We start from the raw sequence: 20,643 nt of genomic DNA on the forward strand, positions 1-20,643 counted from the left end.
TGCCCGCCCCGCCCCGGCTTGGCCCGGCTACGGTCGCGTGGCCCGGCTGCGGCCGGTCGCCGGGCCGGCCGGGGATCGGCCGGCGCGGCGCCGCACACTAGACTCCGTGGCATGGCAAAGGCGCAGGAGAAGGTGTCGTTCGGCCAGCGGTTGAAGCAGATCGGCATGGTGTTCTCGTTCACCGCCAAACGCGACAGGTGGTTCGTGCCGCTCGCCGTGGTCGCGGCGCTGGTGCCGATCGCGCTCACCGTGGTCGCGGTCCTGAGCTGGGGCTGGCTCTGGCTGCCGATCGGCATCCTGGTCGCCCTGCTCGGCGTGCTGATCGTGCTGAACCTGCGCTCGAACCGGGCGATGATGAACGCCGCCGAGGGGCAGCCGGGGGCCGCCGCCTCGATCCTGGAGAGCATGCGCGGCGACTGGCGGGTCACCCCCGCCGTCAGCTCGACCACCCAGATGGACATGGTGCACCTGGTGGTCGGCAAGCCCGGGGTGATCCTGCTCGGCGAGGGCAACCCACAGCGGACCCGCAGCCTGCTCGGCCAGGAAAAGCGCCGGCTCGCCAAGGTCATCGGTACCGCGCCGCTCTACGACTACATGATCGGCCAGGGCGAGCACGAGCTGTCGATCCGCAAGCTGCGGACTACCCTGCTGCGGCTGCCCCCGAACCTCAAGGGCAAGGACGTGAACGCCCTGGACAGGCGGCTCAAGGCGCTCTCCGCGGCCCGGCCCCAGCTGCCGAAGGGCGCGATCCCGAAGAACATGCGCCCGCCCAAGGGTGCCTTCCGGCAGATGCGCGGCCGGTAGCCCACGTTCCGCAGACGCGCGGCCGGTCGGCACACGTCCCGGCAGATGCGCGGCCGGTCGGCCCGGTCACCCCGTGCCGCGCGGCGCCGCTCCGTCGGAGGGTCACGGCCGGCCGGGCCGGCGGTCACGAGGTGCAGGCGCGGGTGGTCGAGGGTGCGTGGGCCGGCGGGGCCGGGGCGAGCCGGTCCGCGACGAGGCGGAGCATCGCGGCGGTGCTCCGGCGCAGCCGACCGGGGTCGCGCCGCGACGGCTCGGGGTCCGGCCGGACGGGCGCGCCCGGGCGGGCCGAGGTGACGTGCCGCTCGGTGGCACCCAGCGCGAGGTGGTAGCCGACGGGGTCCATGGTCAGTTCCTTTCGGCGGGACCGGTCGAGGCGCGGACGACCAGTTCGGTGGGGAGGAGCACCTGACGGTCGGCGGGATCGTCGGGCGGTTCGAGCAGCAGCCCGGCGGCGATCGCGCCCTTGCGTACCGCCGGTTGCCGGATCGTGGTGAGCCCGGCGGCGGTGGCCTCCGGGATGTCGTCGAAGCCGGTCACCGAGACGTCCCGGCCCGGTCGCAGGCCGCGGGCGGCGAGCGCGTCGAGCACGCCGAGCGCCAACAGGTCGGTCACGGCCAGCACCGCCGTGGGCCGGTCCGCGCGGTCCAGGGCGTACGCGGCGGCGCCCGCCCCCTCGGTCCGGCTGTTTCCGGCGGCGTTGCAGAGCAGCAGGTCGCCCCAGCCGACACCGCCCTCGGCCAGCCCGTCGGCGAAGCCGCGCAGCCGTTCCCGGGTGACGTCGTAGCGGATGTCGGCCGGGTCGGCGACGGAGACCGGGCCGGTCCGGCGCTGTGCGATGAGGAAGTCGGAGACCACCGCGATCCGGCGGTGTCCCAGCCGGGCGAGGTGGCTGCCGACCGATCGGGCGGCGGACACCTCGTCGATGCCCACGTACATGCTCTCCGGCCCCGCCTCGGCGGGGCGCTCGGCGGCGACCAGCGGCAGCCCACGGGAGCGGGTCACCTCCAGTGCCCGGTGCCAGGCGGGTACGCAGTAGACGCAGAACCCGTCCACGGCGGCGTTCCGGACCGCCTCGATGCCGGCCTCCTCGTCCTCCTCGGCGAGCGGGACCAGCAGCAGGCCGCTGCCGTGCCGCTCGGCGGTCTCGGCCATGCCGCGGAGAAACTGCACCGCGTAGGGGTCGGTGAAGGCGTAGGAGAGCGCCGAGGTGAAGAGGACGCCGATGGCACCGACCCGGCCCCGGCGCAGCGATCGGGCGGTCGGGTCCGGCCCCGGGTAGCCGAGCCGGCGGGCCGCCTCGTGGATCTTCTCCCGCAGCGCCGGTGACAACTGGTCCGGCCGGCTGTACGCGTTGGAGACCGTGCTGCGGGAGACGCCCACCGCGTCGGCCACGGTCTGTAGTGTCGGCTTCACCGATCCGCCTTCTGTATCGATCCAGGAGCTTCTGAATCGATACAGTACCCCGGCGCAGGCATCCACGCCAGCCGAAATATCGGTGGATCAGCGACCCGGGGCGGAGGCGCCCCCGGCCGGAGGTGCGGCGACCACGATCGAACCGGCCGCGCGGTCGTGCAGCCCACGGCGGCGGTCGTCCATGATCAGCGCCGGGACCACCAGGCCGAGCAGGGCACCCCGGAGCAGTGCACGGAGGATGCCGATCCGCCCGCCGTCGGCGTACGCCACGCACCTGAGCCGACACACCCACATCCCGGGGGTCTGTGTGAAGAGGCCGAGGAAGAAGCCGTACACCAGGACCAGGGTGAGCACCGGCGCCCAGCTGTCGGCGACCGGGTCGGCGTAGAGGTTGGTGGCGAGCAGGCAGAGCACCCAGTCGATGCTGAGCGCGGCGAACCGGCGCGCCAGGCTCGGCGGCGGCGCGGCCGGATCGGCGACCGGGGCGAGCGGGGCGGGGTCGTCGTGCTCTGCTGTCACGGTCGACCAGGATATTCGGCAGCCCGAGGCCGGCCCCGGGGCGGTCCCACGCCGGATCAACAGGAAAGGGTGAACGTGGCAAACTCGGTCAACCGGTCAAACCAGAGTATGGTGCGGAGCGGAGTCGGGTTTACCATCGGCGGCGATCACGCTCCGCAGATGACGTAACACGGCAGAAACATCAGAGACATGCTCGGGCAATCGCGTGGCCATAGCGTCGCCAGCAGCCTAGCCATAAGTGGACGTGCCAGGAGGACGTGTGTTCGCCAACCCCGAGGAACTCCTGCGATACCTCAAAGACGAGGGCGTAAGGTTCGTCGACGTACGTTTCTGTGACCTGCCCGGCGTGATGCAGCACTTCAACCTGCCGGTCGAGTCGTTCGACGAATCGGTCTTCACCAGCGGTCTCGCCTTCGACGGATCGTCGATCCGTGGTTTCCAGGCGATCCACGAGTCGGACATGCTGCTGCTCCCCGACGTCGCCACCGCCTTCATCGACCCGTTCCGGGCGCAGAAGACGCTGGCGCTCAACTTCTTCATCCACGACCCGTTCACCCGCGAGGCCTACTCGCGCGACCCGCGGAACGTGGCGAAGAAGGCCGAGGCGTACCTCGCCGCCAGCGGCATCGCCGACACCGCCTACTTCGGCCCCGAGGCCGAGTTCTACATCTTCGACTCCATCCGCCACGAGACCTCGGCGAACCAGTCCTACTACTACATCGACTCCGTCGAGGGCTGGTGGAACACCGGGCGCGAGGAGGAGGGCGGCAACCGCGGTTACAAGACCGCGTACAAGGGCGGCTACTTCCCGGTGCCGCCGGTCGACCACTACGCCGACCTGCGCGACCAGATCGTCCAGCGGCTGCTCGGCGCCGGCTTCACCGTCGAGCGCTCGCACCACGAGGTGGGCACCGCCGGTCAGGCCGAGATCAACTACAAGTTCTCCACCCTGCTGCACGCCGGCGACCAGCTCCAGCTCTTCAAGTACATCGTGAAGAACACCGCCTGGGCCAACGGCAAGACCGCGACCTTCATGCCCAAGCCGCTCTTCGGCGACAACGGCTCCGGCATGCACACCCACCAGAGCCTCTGGCTGAACGGCGAGCCGCTCTTCTACGACGAGACCGGCTACGCCGGCCTCTCCGACACCGCCCGCTGGTACATCGGCGGCCTGCTGCACCACGCGCCGTCGCTGCTGGCCTTCACCAACCCGACGGTCAACTCCTACCGCCGCCTCGTCCCGGGCTTCGAGGCCCCGGTCAACCTGGTCTACTCGCAGCGGAACCGCTCCGCCTGCACCCGCATCCCGGTCACCGGCAGCAACGCCAAGGCCAAGCGGGTCGAGTTCCGGGTGCCGGACCCGTCGGCCAACGTCTACCTGGCCTTCTCGGCGATGATGATGGCCGGCCTGGACGGCATCAAGAGCAAGATCGAGCCGCCGGAGCCGATCGACAAGGACCTCTACGACCTCCCGCCGGAGGAGTGGGGCTCGGTCAAGCAGGTCCCCGGCTCGCTGCCCGAGGTGCTCGACTCGCTCGAGGCCGACCACGACTTCCTGCTGGAAGGCGGCGTCTTCACCCCCGACCTGATCTCCACCTGGGTCGAGTGGAAGCGCGCCAACGAGGTGGACCCGGTCCGGCTGCGGCCCACCCCGCACGAGTTCGCGATGTACTTCGACGTCTAGGAACACCGCCGCCGACCCGGGACGACAATCGGTCCGGGGTCGGCGGCACAGACACGACGGCCGCGCCGCCGACCCCGCCCGCGAGGGCGCCGGCCGGCGGCGCGCCTGCGTCTCACCAGCTGCAACTCCACGGTCGAGCTCCTGGGCACAGCGGTGCTGGCCGGTCGGAAGCCGGCCGGCGTCGGAGCGAAGTCAGTCGAGGTCGTGCTCGGTGGGGCTGGTGTCGAGCACCCAGGCGAGCCGGGCGAGATGATCTCGACCACGAGCAGTACGTCGGCGACCGGCAGCCACACGCCCTCCGCCTGCGCCTTGCTCCACACGACCAGGTCCGGGATGCGACCGCCGACGCCGCCGGCTCTGCCGGGGACGCGCAGGCCGACCGCCTGCGCGATGCGCTCCGCCGGCATGCCGGCGGTGAGCAGCCAACCCATGAGCCGGGTGGCGATGATCGCGTGCGTGTCAACTCGTCGCGGCCGGCCCGTCGGCGAGCGTGGCGGTCAGCTCGCGTACCACCTCGACCAGCAGGTCGACGTCCGCCTCCGTGGTCTGCCAGTTGACGATCGCCGGGCGGAGCGCGACCCGGCCGTCGTAGACGGTGGTGCCGACGAAGACCCGGCCGTCGTCGAGCAGGGCCGAGCCGAGCCGCCGGTTGAGGTCGTCGAGTTCGTCCGGCGGCACGTGCCGGGGAGCGGCCCGGAAGCAGACGACGCAGAGGCGCACCTCGGCCAGCCGCTCCAGTTCCGGCGTCTCGTCCACCAACCGGGCGAGGCGCCGGGCCAGGTCGAGCTGCCGCTCCACCATCGCCCGGTGCCCCTCCCGCCCGTACGCGGCCAGGGTCGCCCAGATCGGCATCGACCGCGCCCGGCGGGACGACTCCGGCCCGTGCAGGGCGTAGTCCACCGACCCGGACCGGCCCGACCAGAGTGGACTGTCCGGCCCCGGTAGGTACGCCGTACCGGGCATCCCGAAGGCGACCGGCAGCCTGGCCGGGTCGCGCAGGAAGGCGAAGCCGCTCTCGTACGGCACGTTGAGCCACTTGTGGGCGTCGCAGGCGATCGAGTCGGCCCGCTCGATGCCGCGTAGCAGCCCGGCGGTCCGGGGCGAGAGCGCGGCGAACAACCCGAAGGCGGCGTCCACGTGCAGCCAGGCGCCGTACCGCTCGGCGAGGTCGGCGACGACGTCGATCGGGTCGAAGTCGCCGGCGTTCACCTCCCCGGCGTTGGCGACCAGCACCGCCGGGGCGTCCAGCTCGGCGAGGCGCCGCTCGACCGCCGGCACGTCGATCCGGCCGACCCGGTCCCGGGCGTACACCTCGACGGTGTCCCGGCCGTGACCGAGCATCTGCAACGCCTTGCGGGAGCTGGCATGGACGTATCCACCGGAGAGCACCGGCATCCGGGGCAGCACGACCAGGCCGTCCGCCGCCACGTCCACGCCGTGCTGTTCGGCCCACCAGTGGGTCGCCACCGCCAGCGAGGTGAAGTTCGCGAAGGTGGCGCTGGCGACCAGCGCCCCACCGAAGCGGTCGGGCAGCCCGAACAGCTCACGGAGCCAGCGCAGCGCGATCGTCTCCAACTCGGCCGCGAGCGCGGAGGAGGCCCGGAAGGCGGCGTTCTGGTCGAGCAGCGCGGCGGTCCAGTCCCCGGCGAGCGCGGCCGGGGTGGCGCCGCCGACGACGAAGTGGAAGAAGCGCGGGCCGGCGGAGTGGGTCGCGGCGGCGGTGCCGACCCGGAGCAGCCGCTCCAGCGCGGCGGCCGACCCGACGCCCCGCTCCGGCAACCCTCCGTCAGCGCCGCCCACCTCGGCGAGTTCCCGCAACAGCCGCTCGGCCGCCGGATCGTGGACCGGGCGGTCGGCCAACGAGTCCAGGTACGGTCCGGCGGCGGCCCAGACCTGCTCCAACGCCGCCGCCGTGTCCCGTTCGTGCAGTGGATCAGCCATCTCAACCTCCGACGCGGGCGGCCATCCTCCGGACCGCCACGATCACGACAACGACCAGTCCGGCCGACATCGCCAGCGTTCCGGGAAACTTCGTGAATCTCGCAAGGTTGGTGCCGTCCGGCAGGGCAAGAAGGGAAGCCACCGCGGCAGGTGCGGTCAGCCACCGGGCCGGCAGCCCGGCCGCGGCCAGCACCGCCAGGGGCCAGATCGCGTACCACGGGTGGAAGACCGGCGAGAGGACGACTGTTGCGGCGAGCGCGAGTCCGGCACCGCGCAGCGGGCTGCCGCGCAGGGCCCGCCACCAGATCGCGACCAGCAGCAGCGCCAGCACGCCCAACCCCACTGTCCGGGCGACCGCCACCGCCTCCCAGTGCGCACCGAAGGGCCGCCCCAGGTAGCCCAGGGCGAGTCCGACCGCCGTGGGCAGCGACGTCCACTGCACCGAGTCCCCGCTGCGGGCGAGACCGTGCACCCAGCCCGCACCGAGACCGGACAGCCCGGTCACCGCCAGCACCGCGGCGACCGCCCCGGCAGGCACTGCCGCACCGTACCGGGCCAGCGCCCACCACCGGTATGCCCCAGGCACCGCAGCCAGCATCGCGAACGGCACGACCACGACGGCGGTGACCTTCACGCTGACCGCGAGCCCGAGCAGCGCCCCACCGGCGAGCAGCCACGGCACCCGGCCGGGCCGGTCCAACACCACCCGCAGTCCGGCGACCATCAGGCCGACCATCAGGGCGTCGTTGTGTGCGCCGGAGACCAGGTGGATCGCCACCACCGGGCAGGCCAGCACCAGCCAGAGCGCGCGGTCCCGATCCACACCGGCGTGCCGGGCCAGGGCCGGCAGGCAGAACGCGGTCAGTACCACGCCGAGCAGGGCCGCCAGCCGTAGCAGCGCGACCGTGCCGAGCAACGAGCCGCCGGCTGCCGCCGCGACACCGGCGACGAGAATGAAGAGCGGTCCGTACGGGGCGGGCGTGTCACGCCACGCGGGCGAGACGGCCTCCAGCCACGGGCAACCCGCATCGGCCACACCGCCGGCGTACGGATCCGCTCCGGCGGCGTAGGCCGCGCCCTGGCAGGCGTACGAGTAGACGTCCCGGCTGCCCAGCGGTGGCGCGACGAGGAGCGGCAGCAACCAGAGCCCGACGGTGACCGCCACCCAGCGGGCCGATGGCACTCTGTCCCGCCCAGCCCACCAGGCGGCCACCAACAGCGCGGTACCGACCAGCCAGCCGAGCAGGACGACCGGTCCGTGCGGGCCTTGCCAGATGGTCGCCGGGGTGACCCCGGGCTGCCAGACCGGCGACACCCCGCCCAGGTAGGCGGTTCCGGACAGCAGCACCGCCCCGGCAAGTCCGCCGTACCGTATCAACGACCACGGCACCGCTCCCCGTGCTGCCTGCACGGGACGCGGCGGGCGCATCCGCCGCACCGAACCCGCCGGATCCCACGAGCGCATTCGTCCGCCTCAGCACGCCGGGCCGGGTTGCCATCCGCTGGTGAGCCGGTACTCACCAGCGGCGGCGACCCGAACCTCGGTCCAACCGTCGGTCGTGGGGCGCAGGCAGCCGGTCGGACCGTCCAGCACCAGCCACCGCGACCAGCTCACCCGGATCAGCAGCTCGCCGGCCGCCTCCGTGCGGAACCGTACCTCTGCCGGCGTGGACCCGATCAGCCGTCCCGGTGCCTCGACCAGCGGGGTGGGGTCGGTGACCGCGTACAACCGCCAGGTCGGGTCCCGCCACACCTCGGTCAGATAGGGCAGCCCGGCAGCGACCAGGGCGGTCTCCTCGCGGGCGTACCGGTCGGGAGGGCTCTCCGGAGCCACCGCCACGAAACTCACGGCGTTGTGGTGCAACCAGTCGCGGTAGGACTCCGTCGTCAGATCCGAGTCGTAGAACAACGGGTTCCGGGCTACGTCCACCTGCCGTTCCCAGCCCCGGGCGAGCGGGAACCGGCGGGCCAGGTGCGCTGATTCCCAGTGGTCCCGCAGCGGCGCCACCTCGATGCGGCCGATCGGCCCGTCCGCACGGGCACGCCGGTCGAGTTCGTCGGCGAGTGGTCGGTAGAAGTCGGCCCGGGTCGGCCCGGAGCCGGCCCGGCCGAGGTCACCGGTCATCACCGGGGGTTGCCACCAGACAACAGCGGCAAGCAGCGCGGCGAGCCGTCGGCGGTCCAGTTCGGCATAGGCGGCCAGCACCGGAACGGTGAAGAGCATGGTCAGCCGCAGCGCGTTCGATCCCACCGGACTGGGCAGGTGGTAGGCGAGCAGCAACAGCAGCACGGTCAGCCCGGCGGCGTAGCGGAGCACCCGGTGACCGGCCGGGACGATCACCACGGTCAGCACGGCGAGCGCGACGTTGATGCGCATCGACTCGGCCGTGAACGGCTGCACTCCGCCGTTGCCGAAGAGCAACGCCATCGGGGCGAGTGCGGCGGCCGGAGCGGCCGCGAGCACCACTCCTTCCGCCCGGTACCGCCGGGTCCGGTGTGCTCGGCCGAGCCCGTCACCAGGACCGTCCGGAGCGGGGACCAGGTGGGCCAGCAGCAGGGCCGCACCTGCCAGCCCGGTGAAGAGCCCCGCCACCGGGCTGGCCCAGGTGGCGAGCGCGGCGAGCAGGCCGGCGCCGCCGAGCCGAGCCGCCGGGCGAAGCCGCCCGGCCGCGGCCGTGGAGAGCGCCGCCAGCGCCAGCGCCAGGCCGAGCGCGAAGGTGATCCGCCCGCTGACCAGGTTGCCCAGCAGGACCAGCGCACCGAGTACCGCGCCGAGCAGCGGGCGCCGGGCGTTTCCGCGCACCAGCAGCCATGCGAAGGTCACCGCCGCGCCGACGGCGGCAACGGCGCCAACGGTGCGGACCCCGACCGCCGCGCCGAGCGCGGCGCTGAACAGGCTGTAGCCGAACTGATGTACGCCGCCGTACCAGCCGAGGTCGACCGGCATCATGCCGTACCGGTCGACGAACCCGGCCCGCGCCACCTGCGCCGCCAGGTCGGTGCCCATCGGCGCGGCGAGCAGGAACGCCACCGCTCCGGCGCCGGCCACGACGGCCGCACCGAGCAGCGCCGGCCGGCCGTGTCCGAGCAGCAGCCGCTCCCTCGGCCGGTCAGGCATTCAGCACCCGCTCCGCCGCTGCTCTGGACCGCCGGGCCGTCCGGAGGTAGTGGTCCAGGAACTCGCCCGGGTCGTCCCCGCCGAGCAGGCGTACCACCCCGGCCAGTTCCACCCCGTGCCGGGGCAACTGGTCGCCGGTCCGGCCCCGGACCAGCATCAGCGCGTTGCGTACCTGGGCGGCGAGGCTCCACCCGGCGGCCATCGCGGTGGCGTCGGCGCCGCCCACCATCCCGGCCTCCCGGGCGGCGGCCAGCGCGTCGAGGGTACGCGTGCGGCGCAGCTCCGGCAGCCGTCCGGCGTGCCGGAGCTGGGTGAGCTGCACCGCCCACTCCACGTCGGCCAGCCCGCCCCGACCCAGTTTGGTGTGCGTGGCCGGGTCGGCGTTGCGGGGCAGCCGTTCGGTCTCCACCCTGGCCTTGATCCGCCGGATCTCCACGACCTGTTCCCGGGTCAGGCCCTGCTCGGGATAGCGCACCGGGTCGGCGACGGCCTCGAAGTCGCGGCCGAGGTCGGCGTCGCCGCAGACGTAGCGGGCCCGCAGCAGCGCCTGTGCCTCCCAGACCTTCGACCAGCGGGCGTAGTACTGCGCGTACGCGCCGAGGCTACGGACCAGCGGCCCCTGCCGCCCCTCCGGGCGCAGGTCGGCGTCGACCCCGAGCGCCGGGTCGGCGGCGGGCCGGCCGAGCAGCCGCCGCAGCTCCTCGGCGATGGCGTGTGCCGCCGCGCTGGCCGCGTCCTCGGCGACGCCCGGCGGCGGGTCGTAGACGAAGAGCACGTCGGCGTCGGAGAGGTAGTTCATCTCGTATCCGCCGAGCCGGCCCATCCCGATCACGGCGAAGCGCAGCCCCGGCACCGCCGGCTGGCTCGCCCGGGCCACCCGCAGCGCCGCGCCGAGCGTGGCGTCGGTGACGGCGGAGAGTGCCGCACCGACGGTGAGCACGTCGGAGTCGCCGAGTATCCCGGCCGCGCCCCCGGGTGGCGGTGGCCCGACGGGAGCGGCGACGCCGGTCGGGCCGACCGGGGCCAGCGGGCCGGGCCGGTGCAGTACGTCGGCGCAGGCGATCCGGACGAGTTCCCGGCCGCGCAGCGCCCGGACCGCGCGGATCGCCTCGGTCGGGTCGGCCGGCCGCGGCCCCCGGCCGACGAGGTAGCGGTCGGCGGCGGCCACCAGGCCGTCGCGGAGCACCTCGGCGTCCCGGGGGGTCAGCTCGGCGTCGTCGGCGAGCAGCCGCAGCGCCTCCGGGTCCCGGGCCAGCAGGTCGGCGACGTAGCGGGAGACCGCCAGGGTCCGGGCGAGCCGGCGGGCCACCGGCCCCTCGTCGCGGAGCAGCCGCAGATACCACGGGGTGCCGCCGAGCTTGTCGGAGACCTGGCGGTAGTTGAGCAGCCCCCGGTCCGGCTCGGGCGCGTCGGCGAACTCCTGGAGCAGCACCGGCAGCAGGGTGCGCTGGATCGCCGCCGTCCGGGTCACCCCGCCGATCAGCGCCTCCAGGTGCCGCAGCGCCCGGCTCGGGTCGGCGAAGCCGAGGATCTCCAGCCGGTTGCGGGCCGCCTCCGGGGTCAGCCGCAGCCCGTCGGCCGGTACCCGGGCGACCGCCTCCAGCAGCGGGCGGTAGAGCAGCTTGGCGTGCAGCCGGCGTACCTCGGTGGCGTGGCCGACCCAGTCGGCCCGGAACGCCTCGACGGCGTCCCGGCCGGGCAGCGCGGTGTAGCCGAGCGCGTGGGCGAGCCAGCGCAGCGCCGCCGGGTCGGCCGGCACGGTGTGGGTGCGCCGGAGTGCCTGCAACTGGAGCCGGTGCTCGACGGCGCGGAGGAAGCGGTAGCCACGCAGCAGCGCCTCGCCGTCGGCCCGCCCGACGTAGCCGCCGGCGACCAGGGCCCGCAGCGCCGGGATGGTGCCCCGGGCCCGCAGCGACTCGTCGATCCGGCCGTGCACGAGCTGGAGGAGCTGCACGGCGAACTCGATGTCGCGCAGCCCGCCCGGGCCGCGCTTGATCTCCCGCTCCAGCTCGCGCGGCGGAACGTTGTCGATGATCTTGCGACGCATCGCCCGGACGTCCTCGACCGCCTCGGGCCGTTCGGCCGCCCGCCAGACCAGCGGGGCGAGCGCGTCGATCCACTCCCGGGCGAGCGCGGCGTCCCCGGCCGCCGGGCGGGCCTTCAGCAGCGCCTGGAACTCCCAGGTCCGGGCCCAGCGACGGTAGTAGGCGAGGTGGCTGGCGAGGGTACGCACCAGCGGCCCCCGGTTGCCCTCCGGGCGCAGCGCGGCATCCACCGGCCAGGCCACCAGCCCGCAGATCTCGATCAGCCGGGTCGCCACCCGGGTCGCGGCCGGCAGGTCCTCGTCGGTGGCGGCGACGAAGATGACGTCGACGTCGGAGACGTAGTTCAGTTCGCCGCCGCCGCACTTGCCCATCGCCACCACCGCCAGCCGGGGCTCCGGAGACCCCTCCGGCAGTTCGCCGACCGCGATGGCGTAGGCGTCGGAGAGGGTGGCGTCGGCGAGCGCGGAGAGCGCCGCCATGGTCTGCTCCAGGCCGCGCCCGCCGGTCAGGTCGGCCGCCGCGATCCGCAGCAGGGCCAGCCGGTACGCCTGACGCAGTGCCGCCACCACCGGCATCTCGCCGGGTCCCTCCGCCGGCCCGGTGGCGTCCGGGTGCAGCAGCCCCTCGGCGTTCGGCGGCAGCCCGTCCGCCCCGGTTCGCAGCGCCCGCCACTGCTCCGGATTGGCCACCAGGTGGTCACCGAGTGCCGACGAGGCGCCGAGGACGGCGACGGCCCGCCGGCGCAGCCCCGGATCGGCGTGCAGGGCGGCGAGCAGGGTCTCCCCGCCGTCGCCGCCGGTCTTCCCGCCGTCGCCGGTGACCGGGCCGGCGGTGCGGCGTTCCGCCTCGACGATCCGGTGCAGTTGGCGCAGTGCGAGGTCCGGGTCGGCGGCACGGGAGAGCGCGGTGAGCAGTTCGCCGGCCGGGGCGTCGACCGGCTCCTGGGCGCCGACGTCCCAGAGTCCGAGCCCGTCCGGGCCGAGCAGTTCGGCGGCCAGGCCCACGCCGTTGCCGCCGGTCCGCTCCCCGTCGCCCAGGCCGAAGCCGTACCGGGCGAGCCGGCCCGGGGCGCTGGTCGGCCTGCTCATCGGCGACCCGCACATCTCATCGGCGTCGACTCCCTACCGTCCGAGTCCTGCTCTCCGGGTCCTTGCTCTCCGGTCCCTGCTGTCCGGGTCCCGCTGTCGGCGTTCTAGTGTCCGAGCAGCGGCAGGGTGGGCCGGGGGGTGCCGCCGTCGAGCCGGCCCTGGGCGAGCGCCGCGAACCGGGCCGCGAACGGCTGCCACACCTCCTCCACGTCGGCCAGCGCGTCGGCACAGGCCGCCACCACCAGCTCGGGGTCGTAGTCCAGCTCGGCCAGGGTCGCCGAGTCGGTGGCCCAGTCGGCGATCATCGCGGCGTCGCACTCGATGTGGAACTGGAGCCCCCAGGCCCGGTCGCCGAGCCGGAACGCCTGGTGCGGATAGCGGGTCGAGGCGGCCAGCAGGGTCGCGCCGTGCGGCAGCTCGGTGATCTCGTCGACGTGCCACTGGAGCACGTCCGGGATCATCGGCACGTAGCGGAAGAGCGGGTCGTGCTCGGCCGCGTCCCGCTTGCCGACGACGGTCGGCCCGACCTCCGGCCCGGCCGCGCTCCGCTGCACCGTGCCGCCGTGCGCGGTGGCCAGCAGCTGGGCGCCGAGGCAGATCGCCAGGGTCGGCACCCGGTGCCGGACGGCCTTGCGGAGCAGCCCCTCCAGCGCCGCGAACCAGGGTGCGCCGGAGGTGCCGTCGGGAGTCGGGTACGGGTGCTGGTAGCCGCCGAGGACGACGAGGGCGGCGTACCCGGTCAGGTCGTCGGGGAGCGCGTCCCCGGCGTACGGCCGGAGCACCGCCAGGTCGAGGCCGGCCTCGGCGAGCCACTCGCCCAGCCGGCGGAGGTCGTCGGTCGGGTCGTTCTCGATCACCAGCGCCGTCGCGGTCGCGGCTCCGTCCGCGCCGCCGGTGTCGCGCTCGACTCCGTCCCCGCGCTCGGTTCCGGGGGCGTGCTCGGGTCCGGTCTCCGTTGTCACGGTGTCGAGGCTATCCGGTGGCCCCGACCGGCACCGATAGGCTCTGGGCCGGAACGCGATGGAGCCGAGCGGACGCGGGAGGCGGGGTGCCCGACGACCAGGCGGTACGGCCGCACACACTGCCGGCGGTACCGCTGCCCGCACGGCCGGCGGTACGGCCGCCCGCGCTGCGCCCCGGCGACACGGTGCTGCTCGTGTCGCCCTCCGGGCCGACCCGGCCGGACCGGGTCGCCCGGGGGGTGGAACTGCTCACCGGCTGGGGCCTTCGTCCCGTCCTCGCCCCGAACGTGTACGCCCGGCGCGGCTATCTGGCCGGCGACGACGGGCTGCGCGCCGCCGACCTGAACGCCGCCTTCGCCGACCCGACGGTGCGGGGCGTGCTCTGCACCAGGGGCGGCTACGGCGCCCAACGGGTCGTCGACGCGATCGACATGTCGGCGGTCCGCCGCGACCCGAAGGTGGTGGCCGGGTTCTCCGACATCACCGCCCTGCAACTCGCGCTCTGGCGGGGTGCCCGGCTCGCCACCGTGCACGGCCCGGGAGCCGCCTGGCTGGACGAGCGCACCCCGCCGGCCTCGGCCGAGTCGCTGCGCACCGCGCTGATGCACCCCGAGCCGGTGGTGCTGCACCGGCTGCCGACCGAGGAGACCGCACCGGTGCTGGTCCCCGGTACGGCCACCGGCCCGCTGATCGGCGGCAACCTCTGCCTGCTCACGCACTCGCTGGGCACCCCGGACATGCCGGACCTGGCCGGCGCGATCCTGCTGGTGGAGGATGTCGCGGAGCCGCCCTACAAGGTCGACCGGATGCTCACCCACCTGCGCCGGGCGGGCGCGCTGGCCGGGCTGGCCGGGGTGGCGGTGGGGCAGTTCACCGACTGCGCGGACGGCTGGGCGATCGGGGTGGCCGAGGTGCTCGCCGAGCGCCTCGGCGACCTGGGGGTGCCGGTGCTCGGCGGGCTGCCGATCGGGCACGGCGTCGGCCAGCTCACCGTGCCGGTCGGCGTGCCGGCGACGCTGGACGTCGCCGCCGGTACCCTGACCGTCTCCCCCGCCGTCTCCTGAGGGCCGTCTCCTGAGGGCCGTCTCCTGAGGGCCGTCTCCTGAGGGCCGTCTCCTGAGGGCCGTCTCCTGAGGGCCGTCTCCTGAGGGCCGTCTCCTGAGGGCCGTCTCCTGAGGGCCGTCTCCTGAGGGCCGTCTCCTGAGGGCCGTCTCCTGAGGGCCGTCTCCTGAGGGCCGTCTCCTGAGGGCCGTCTCCTGAGGGCCGTCTCCTGAGGGCCGTCCCCGCCGGCCCGCGACGGTTCGGCCCGCCGCCTCCGGAGCGTCACCCGGGCGTCCGGAGCACCCGGTCGAGCAGGTTGCGGGTGGCCCGCCGCAGCCGGGCGTCGACGAAACCGTCCGCGTGGAGCGCCCGGGTCCAGCCCATCGTGCCGGCCGCGAAGACCCACGCCCCGGACGGCGCCCGGTAGAGGCTGCTCTGCTGCCGCTGCGCCACGCCGAGCCGGCGGTACGGCGAGTCGGCGAGCACCCGACGGTCGGTCGACTGCGGTAGGTCGACGCCCGGCATCACCTGGTCGGCCTCCTGCCGGACGGCGTGCGGGATCTCGTCGCCGTCCCGCACCCCGGTGCCGGCCCAGAACCAGTGACCGCTCTCCCGCACCACCAGCGGCGCGTCGTCGTCGACCACGCTGACGTACTGCGCGCCGATCAGCTGCTGCTCCGGGCTGCCGGCCCGGCGCCACTGGCTGGTCACCCGGGCCGGCCGCTGGCCGGGTCCGGGGTTCACCTTGGCGCAGTCCACGATCCGCTCGTCGGGACGGGCGTCGGATCCGCCGTACCGGACGCGCCAGTAGCAGTTGTTCGAACTGAGGAAGACCAGGCTGGTACCCGAGTCCCGGGCCGTCGCCACCGCCCGGCGCATCGGCACCGACCAGTACTCGTCGTGGCCGCTGAAGACCACCGCCCGGTAGCGGGCCGGATCCACCCGGCCGGTGTGCAGGTCCTCGCTGGTGGCGTAGCTGACGTCGTCGCCGTGCCGCTCGGACCAGCGGACGAATCCGATCTCGTCCCTGATGTGGTGCGGCAACCCGTTGCCGGCGTACGGCCGGTCGTGGCTGACCGCCAGCGAACGCGTCCCGGTCGCCCACCTGCCCGAGTCGTCGAACCCGTAGTAGAGGCTGGCGCCGGTGTGCCCGACGGCCGGCCACCGGTTGTACGCCTGGTAGGTGCTGGTCGGTACCGCTGGGCCGGCGCCACGGAGACGTGGAAGTCCAGGCTGCCGCCGGTCTCGACGCTGGTCGCCGAGGCATAGCCGGCGATCTGGCCCTGGCGGTCCTCGGCGAAACGGCGGTCCAGCAGGGTGAAGCCGCCGGCTCCGGCCCGGGTGTTCTCCCGGGAGACCTCGGAGGTGCCGACCGGTGACCGCCGGACGGTCGCGCGTCGCCCCGGCGTCGCGTCGCCCGGGTAGTAGGGGTCGATTCCCGGCGCGGTGGGATCGCCGGTGCCGGACCGCGCGGCGATGCCGACCGCCGTGACCGCGCCGCTCACCCCGATGATCCCCAACGCCGTACGCCGGGAGTACCGGCCCGCCTTCTCCATCATGCTTCCCCCGTGATGACTCGTCTGTCCACTTTGGACATATGTGGTAGGTGGGTTGGGGCGCACCGGGCCGGCGGCCGGGGCGACACCCTTTCCACACACACGCCCGGCGGGTCACTCCAGTTGCGGTCGGGAACCCAACAGATCAGCGGCGGACGCGTCGAGCGCCCCAGCACCCCCGGACCGCGACGGCAGTCCCGACGGCATTCGCAATCCCGACGACGGGGACGCCGGGTACGAGATCCGCCCTACCGGACAACCGGGCGCAGCGACGCCGGAACCCCCCGGTGACCGCGGAGTCTCAGCGTCCTGCCAGGCGGTCGCGCAATTCCCAGCGGTCTGCCAGCCAGATCCGGGGCACCACCCAGGCTGGTGCCGCAGTGTGGGCGGGTTGAGGAAAACAGGCGCCACCCGGCGTCCGTACGCATCTGAAGGGGGAGAACGCAGGATGAGCAGGCGACTTTCACGGAAGAAGGTCATCGGCGGCCTGGTGGCCGGCGGCGTACTCACGGTGGGTCTCGCGGCCCCGGCCGTGGCGTTCGCCGAGGACGGCGCCACGCCCGCCCCGACCCCGTCGAGTTCGGCGGAGAGCGGCGCGACCGCCCCGGACCCGGGCAAGCGCTGGGCGGAGCAGCGCGGCAAGCTGGCCGAGCAGCTCGCCGAGGAGTTGGGCGTGCCGCAGGAGAAGGTCGAGGCGGCACTGGCGAAGATCGGGGAGCAGCACCGGGCCGAGTGGAAGGACCGGATCGGGCAGCGGGGCGAGGGCAGGCCCGGCCCGCAGTCGAAGGCCGACCGCGAGGCCGTGCTGAAGGAGCGGCTCGACAAGGCGGTCGCGGACGGCAAGCTGACCCAGGAGCAGGCCGACGCCATCCGCGCGGCGGTCGAGGCGGGCGTCTTCCCGGCCTGGGGCGGCGGTTGGGGCGGCCCGCGTCACGGCGGCCCGGCCATGAGGTAACCCCGGCCAGGGCACCTGCCCGGGTCGCACCCCTACTCAGGTGCGGCCCGGGCGCGCGTGGCTCAGAGCAGGCCCAGGTAACGCTGGCGCTCGTAGGGGGTGACCTCGCGGCGGTACTGCTCCCACTCGGCGCGCTTGTTGCGCAGGAAGAAGTCGAAGACGTGCTCGCCGAGCACCTCGGCGACCAGCTCCGAGCCGGCCATCACGTCGATCGCCTCGGCGAGGTTCTCCGGAAGGGACTCGTAGCCCATGGCCTTGCGCTCGGCGTTGGAGAGCGACCAGACGTCGTCCTCGGCGCCCGGCGGCAGCTCGTAGCCCTCCTCGATGCCCTTGAGCCCGGCGCCGAGCAGCACCGCGAACGCCAGGTAGGGGTTGGTGGCGGCGTCCGGGGAGCGGACCTCGACCCGGGCCGAGTTCGGCTTCCCGTACGCCGGCACCCGGACCAGCGCCGAGCGGTTCAGGTGACCCCAGCAGACGTACGCCGGGGACTCGGTGATCCGGTCCGGCAGCGCCTGCGGGAAGAGCCGCTTGTAGGAGTTGACCCACTGGTTGGTGACCGCGGTGTATTCCCGGGCGTGGGTGAGGAGCCCGGCGATGAAGGCGCGGCCGACCTTGGAGAGCTTCATCGGGTCGCTGGCGTCGTGGAAGGCGTTGCGCTCGCCCTCGAAGAGGGAGAGGTGGGTGTGCATGCCGCTGCCCGGCTGGTCGGTGAAGGGCTTCGGCATGAAGGTGGCCCGCACCCCCGTGGAGAGCGCGACCTCCTTGACCATGTGCCGGAACGTCATGATGTTGTCGGCGGTGGTGAGCGCGTCGGCGTAGCGGAGGTCGATCTCCTGCTGGCCGGGGGCGACCTCGTGGTGGCTGAACTCCACCGAGATGCCGATCCGCTCCAGCGCCAGCACCGCCTGGCGACGGAAGTCCCGGGCCACCGCGTGGGTGGTGTGCTCGAAGTAGCCGCCCATGTCGACCGGGACCGGCACCGAGCCGTCGTTGGGGCCGTTCTCCAGCAGGAAGAACTCGATCTCCGGGTGGGTGTAGAAGGTGAAGCCCTTTTCCGCGGCCCGGGAGAGCGCCCGGCGCAGCACGTGCCGGGGGTCGGCCCAGGAGGGGCTGCCGTCCGGGAGCAGGATGTCGCAGAACATCCGGGCACTCTCGCCGCTGACCCCGCCCTCGAAGGGGAAGACCTGGAAGGTCGTCGGGTCGGGCATGGCCACCATGTCCGACTCGAAGACCCGGGCGAAACCCTCGATGGCGGAGCCGTCGAAGCCGATGCCCTCGTCGAAGGCGGCCTCCAGCTCCGCGGGGGCCACCGAGACGCTCTTCAGCGTGCCGAGCACATCGGTGAACCACAGCCGGACGAAACGGATGTCACGCTCTTCCAGCGTGCGGAGCACGAACTCCTGCTGACGGTCCACCTCAACCCCTCGCACACTCTTCTCGGACCGGCCCAGCCGGCGCACGGCTTAGCGGTCCAGTCTTCACCGAACCCGTTACACAGACGTTACGGGAACTGGTCCGGACCCGATGGGCGGGGCAGCACGGCCTGCGCGGTTGTGGGCGTTCGTCCCCAAGATAGCCCGGATACCGACTTCGCCGCACGGCGCTGCACCGCGCGACGGGCCGGACGGGAGCGGCTGCGGCAAGATGGAGACATGCCGAGCTTGCGCATCGCCCTGGCCCAGGTCAACCCCACCGTCGGCGACATAGCCGGCAACGCGGCGCTGATCCGGGAGCGGTCCCGGGAGGCGGCCGGGGCCGGCGCGCACCTGGTGGCCTTCCCCGAGATGGTGCTGACCGGATATCCGGTCGAGGACCTGGTCTTCCGGGACTCGTTCGTCGCCGCCTCCCGGGCCGGGCTCGACCGGCTCGCCGCCGACCTCGCCGCGGACGGGTTGGGCGGGCTGCCGGTGCTGGTCGGCTATCTCGACGCCGACGGCCCGGCCAGCGCCAACGCCGAGTCGACGCCGACCCGGGGCCCGCGCAACGCGCTCGCCGTGCTGCACGGCGGGCGGGTGGTCGCCCGCTACTTCAAGCACCACCTGCCGAACTACGGGGTGTTCGACGAGGACCGCTACTTCGTGCCGGGCGACACCCTGACGGTGGTCCGGATCGGCGGGGTCGACGTCGCGCTGACCGTCTGCGAGGACCTGTGGCAGGCCGGCGGCCCGTTCACGGTCGCCCGCCGCGCCGGGGTCGGGCTGGTCGTCAACATCAACGGCTCGCCGTACGAGCTGAACAAGGACGACGTACGCCTGCCGCTGGTCCGCCGCCGGGCCGCCGAGGCGGAGGCGACGGTGGCGTACGTCAACACGGTCGGCGGCCAGGACGAGCTGGTCTTCGACGGCGACTCGATGATCGTGGCGCCCGACGGCACCCTGCTGGCCCGCGCCCCGCAGTTCGTCGAGCACCTGCTGCTGCACGACCTCGACCTGCCCGCCGGTCCCGCGGACGCGCCGACCGGCACCGAAGACGCCCGGCCGGAGGCGGCCGGCAGGCCGGAGGAGATGGCCGTCACCCGGGTCCGGGTCAGCGACGCCGTCCCCGCCCCGACCGGGCCCCGGGCCACCGGCGGCGTCACCGAGCCGGTCGTCGACGAGGGCGAGGTGTGGCAGGCGCTGGTGCTGGGGCTGCGCGACTACGTGGGAAAGAACGGCTTCCGGTCGGTGGTGCTCGGCCTCTCCGGCGGCATCGACTCGTCGCTGGTCGCCGCGATCGCGGTCGACGCGCTCGGCCCGGAGCGGGTGACCGGGGTCTCGATGCCGAGCCAGCACTCCTCGGAGCACTCCCGCGACGACGCCGCCGACCTGGCCAAGCGGACCGGCCTGGACTACCGGGTCGAGCCGATCCAGCCGATGGTCGACAGCTTCCTGGCCAACCTGTCGCTCTCCGGGATGTCGGTGGAGAACCTCCAGGCCCGGGTCCGCGGCGTGCTGCTGATGGCGCTGTCGAACCAGGACGGGCACCTCGTCCTCACCACCGGCAACAAGAGTGAACTGGCGGTCGGCTACTCCACGCTCTACGGCGACTCGGTCGGCGGCTTCAACCCGCTCAAGGACGTCTGGAAGAGCCTGGTCTGGAAGCTGGCGACCTGGCGCAACGCCGAGGCGGTCCGGCGGGGCGAGACCCCGCCGATCCCGGAGAACTCGATCCGCAAGCCGCCGAGCGCGGAGCTGAGCCCCGGCCAGCTCGACAGTGACACCCTGCCGGACTACGCCGTGCTCGACGCGATCCTGGTCGGCTACGTCGACGGCGACCAGGGCCGGGACGACCTGGTCGCCGCCGGGCACGACCCGGCGGTGGTGGACCGGGTGCTCCGGATGGTGGACGTCGCCGAATACAAGCGGCGGCAGTCGGCCCCCGGCCCGAAAATCTCGATCAAGGCGTTCGGCCGGGACCGCCGGCTGCCGATCACCAACCGCTGGCGCGAGCGGGGCTGACCGGTCCGGCCGGCCCGGAACCAGCGGCGCGGGTGTGACAACCTGCACTCTTCCCTGCCACCACCGCCGGGGACGGTGGG

The 20,643-nt window shown here is 73.8% G+C and carries 14 protein-coding genes and 1 pseudogene; 5 read left to right on the forward strand and 10 right to left on the reverse strand.

The window, feature by feature from the left end; all coding sequences use genetic code 11:
* Positions 1–111: 111 nt before the first annotated feature.
* Complete coding sequence (locus ACN27G_RS20855; RefSeq protein WP_421494455.1) at positions 112–804, forward strand: DUF4191 domain-containing protein; 693 nt, start codon at positions 112–114, stop codon at positions 802–804.
* 124 nt (positions 805–928) lie between these two features.
* Here the strand turns inward: ACN27G_RS20855 and ACN27G_RS20860 are convergent, their stop codons facing one another.
* The 3 genes from ACN27G_RS20860 to ACN27G_RS20870 all read right to left on the reverse strand — a co-directional run bounded on the left by ACN27G_RS20860 (position 929) and on the right by ACN27G_RS20870 (position 2,736).
* Positions 929–1,147, reverse strand: a complete 219-nt coding sequence (locus tag ACN27G_RS20860) for a hypothetical protein (RefSeq protein WP_421494456.1) — start codon at positions 1,145–1,147, stop codon at positions 929–931.
* A 2-nt stretch (positions 1,148–1,149) separates the two neighbouring features.
* The gene (locus ACN27G_RS20865; RefSeq protein ID WP_421494457.1) at positions 1,150–2,217 is read right to left on the reverse strand and encodes a LacI family DNA-binding transcriptional regulator; all 1,068 of its coding nucleotides are present in this window, start codon (positions 2,215–2,217) and stop codon (positions 1,150–1,152) included.
* 87 nt (positions 2,218–2,304) lie between these two features.
* Positions 2,305–2,736, reverse strand: a complete 432-nt coding sequence (locus tag ACN27G_RS20870; RefSeq protein WP_421494458.1) for an RDD family protein — start codon at positions 2,734–2,736, stop codon at positions 2,305–2,307.
* Positions 2,737–2,995: 259 nt separating this feature from the next.
* Between ACN27G_RS20870 and glnA (ACN27G_RS20875) the strand changes: the two genes are divergently transcribed.
* Positions 2,996–4,420, forward strand: coding sequence for a type I glutamate--ammonia ligase (glnA, locus tag ACN27G_RS20875; protein WP_421494459.1), 1,425 nt, complete (start codon positions 2,996–2,998; stop codon positions 4,418–4,420).
* 459 nt (positions 4,421–4,879) lie between these two features.
* On the opposite strand, the gene ACN27G_RS20880 is transcribed toward glnA (ACN27G_RS20875), so the two are convergent.
* The 5 genes from ACN27G_RS20880 to ACN27G_RS20900 all read right to left on the reverse strand — a co-directional run bounded on the left by ACN27G_RS20880 (position 4,880) and on the right by ACN27G_RS20900 (position 13,469).
* Complete coding sequence (locus ACN27G_RS20880; RefSeq protein ID WP_421494460.1) at positions 4,880–6,361, reverse strand: pyridoxal phosphate-dependent decarboxylase family protein; 1,482 nt, start codon at positions 6,359–6,361, stop codon at positions 4,880–4,882.
* Position 6,362: 1 nt separating this feature from the next.
* Entirely contained in the window at positions 6,363–7,751 is a 1,389-nt protein-coding gene (gene mptB / locus ACN27G_RS20885) for a polyprenol phosphomannose-dependent alpha 1,6 mannosyltransferase MptB (protein WP_421494461.1), read from the reverse strand.
* An 84-nt stretch (positions 7,752–7,835) separates the two neighbouring features.
* Complete coding sequence (locus tag ACN27G_RS20890) at positions 7,836–9,479, reverse strand: hypothetical protein (RefSeq protein WP_421494462.1); 1,644 nt, start codon at positions 9,477–9,479, stop codon at positions 7,836–7,838.
* A complete protein-coding gene (locus ACN27G_RS20895; protein ID WP_421494463.1) occupies positions 9,472–12,612 on the reverse strand; it encodes a bifunctional [glutamine synthetase] adenylyltransferase/[glutamine synthetase]-adenylyl-L-tyrosine phosphorylase in 3,141 nt (1,046 codons plus the stop codon). Before ACN27G_RS20895 ends, ACN27G_RS20890 begins: the two co-directional genes overlap by 8 nt.
* A gap of 104 nt (positions 12,613–12,716) precedes the next feature.
* Positions 12,717–13,469: a type 1 glutamine amidotransferase gene (locus ACN27G_RS20900; RefSeq protein WP_421497406.1), complete on the reverse strand. Its 753-nt coding sequence runs from the start codon at positions 13,467–13,469 to the stop codon at positions 12,717–12,719.
* A 239-nt stretch (positions 13,470–13,708) separates the two neighbouring features.
* On the opposite strand from ACN27G_RS20900, the gene ACN27G_RS20905 reads away from it, so the two are divergent.
* Positions 13,709–14,638 carry a S66 peptidase family protein gene (locus ACN27G_RS20905; RefSeq protein WP_421497407.1) on the forward strand — a complete coding sequence of 310 codons (930 nt, stop codon included), beginning with the start codon at positions 13,709–13,711 and terminating at the stop codon, positions 14,636–14,638.
* 259 nt (positions 14,639–14,897) lie between these two features.
* On the opposite strand, the pseudogene ACN27G_RS20910 reads toward ACN27G_RS20905, so the two are convergent.
* A pseudogene (locus tag ACN27G_RS20910) lies at positions 14,898–15,800 on the reverse strand (N,N-dimethylformamidase beta subunit family domain-containing protein); the annotation flags it as partial.
* Between the two features lie 819 nt (positions 15,801–16,619).
* Here ACN27G_RS20910 and ACN27G_RS20915 point away from each other — a divergent pair.
* Positions 16,620–17,126 (forward strand): hypothetical protein, encoded by a 507-nt coding sequence (locus ACN27G_RS20915; protein WP_421494464.1) that lies wholly within the window; start codon positions 16,620–16,622, stop codon positions 17,124–17,126.
* A 62-nt stretch (positions 17,127–17,188) separates the two neighbouring features.
* On the opposite strand, the gene glnA (ACN27G_RS20920) is transcribed toward ACN27G_RS20915, so the two are convergent.
* Positions 17,189–18,541 carry a type I glutamate--ammonia ligase gene (gene glnA, locus ACN27G_RS20920; protein ID WP_421494465.1) on the reverse strand — a complete coding sequence of 451 codons (1,353 nt, stop codon included), beginning with the start codon at positions 18,539–18,541 and terminating at the stop codon, positions 17,189–17,191.
* A gap of 237 nt (positions 18,542–18,778) precedes the next feature.
* Here glnA (ACN27G_RS20920) and ACN27G_RS20925 point away from each other — a divergent pair, with 237 nt between their 5' ends.
* Entirely contained in the window at positions 18,779–20,563 is a 1,785-nt protein-coding gene (locus ACN27G_RS20925; protein ID WP_421494466.1) for an NAD+ synthase, read from the forward strand.
* The last annotated feature ends 80 nt before the right edge of the window (positions 20,564–20,643 follow it).

Source organism: Plantactinospora sp. WMMB334 (assembly GCF_049179095.1).
Taxonomy (GTDB): Bacteria; Actinomycetota; Actinomycetes; order Mycobacteriales; family Micromonosporaceae; genus Plantactinospora.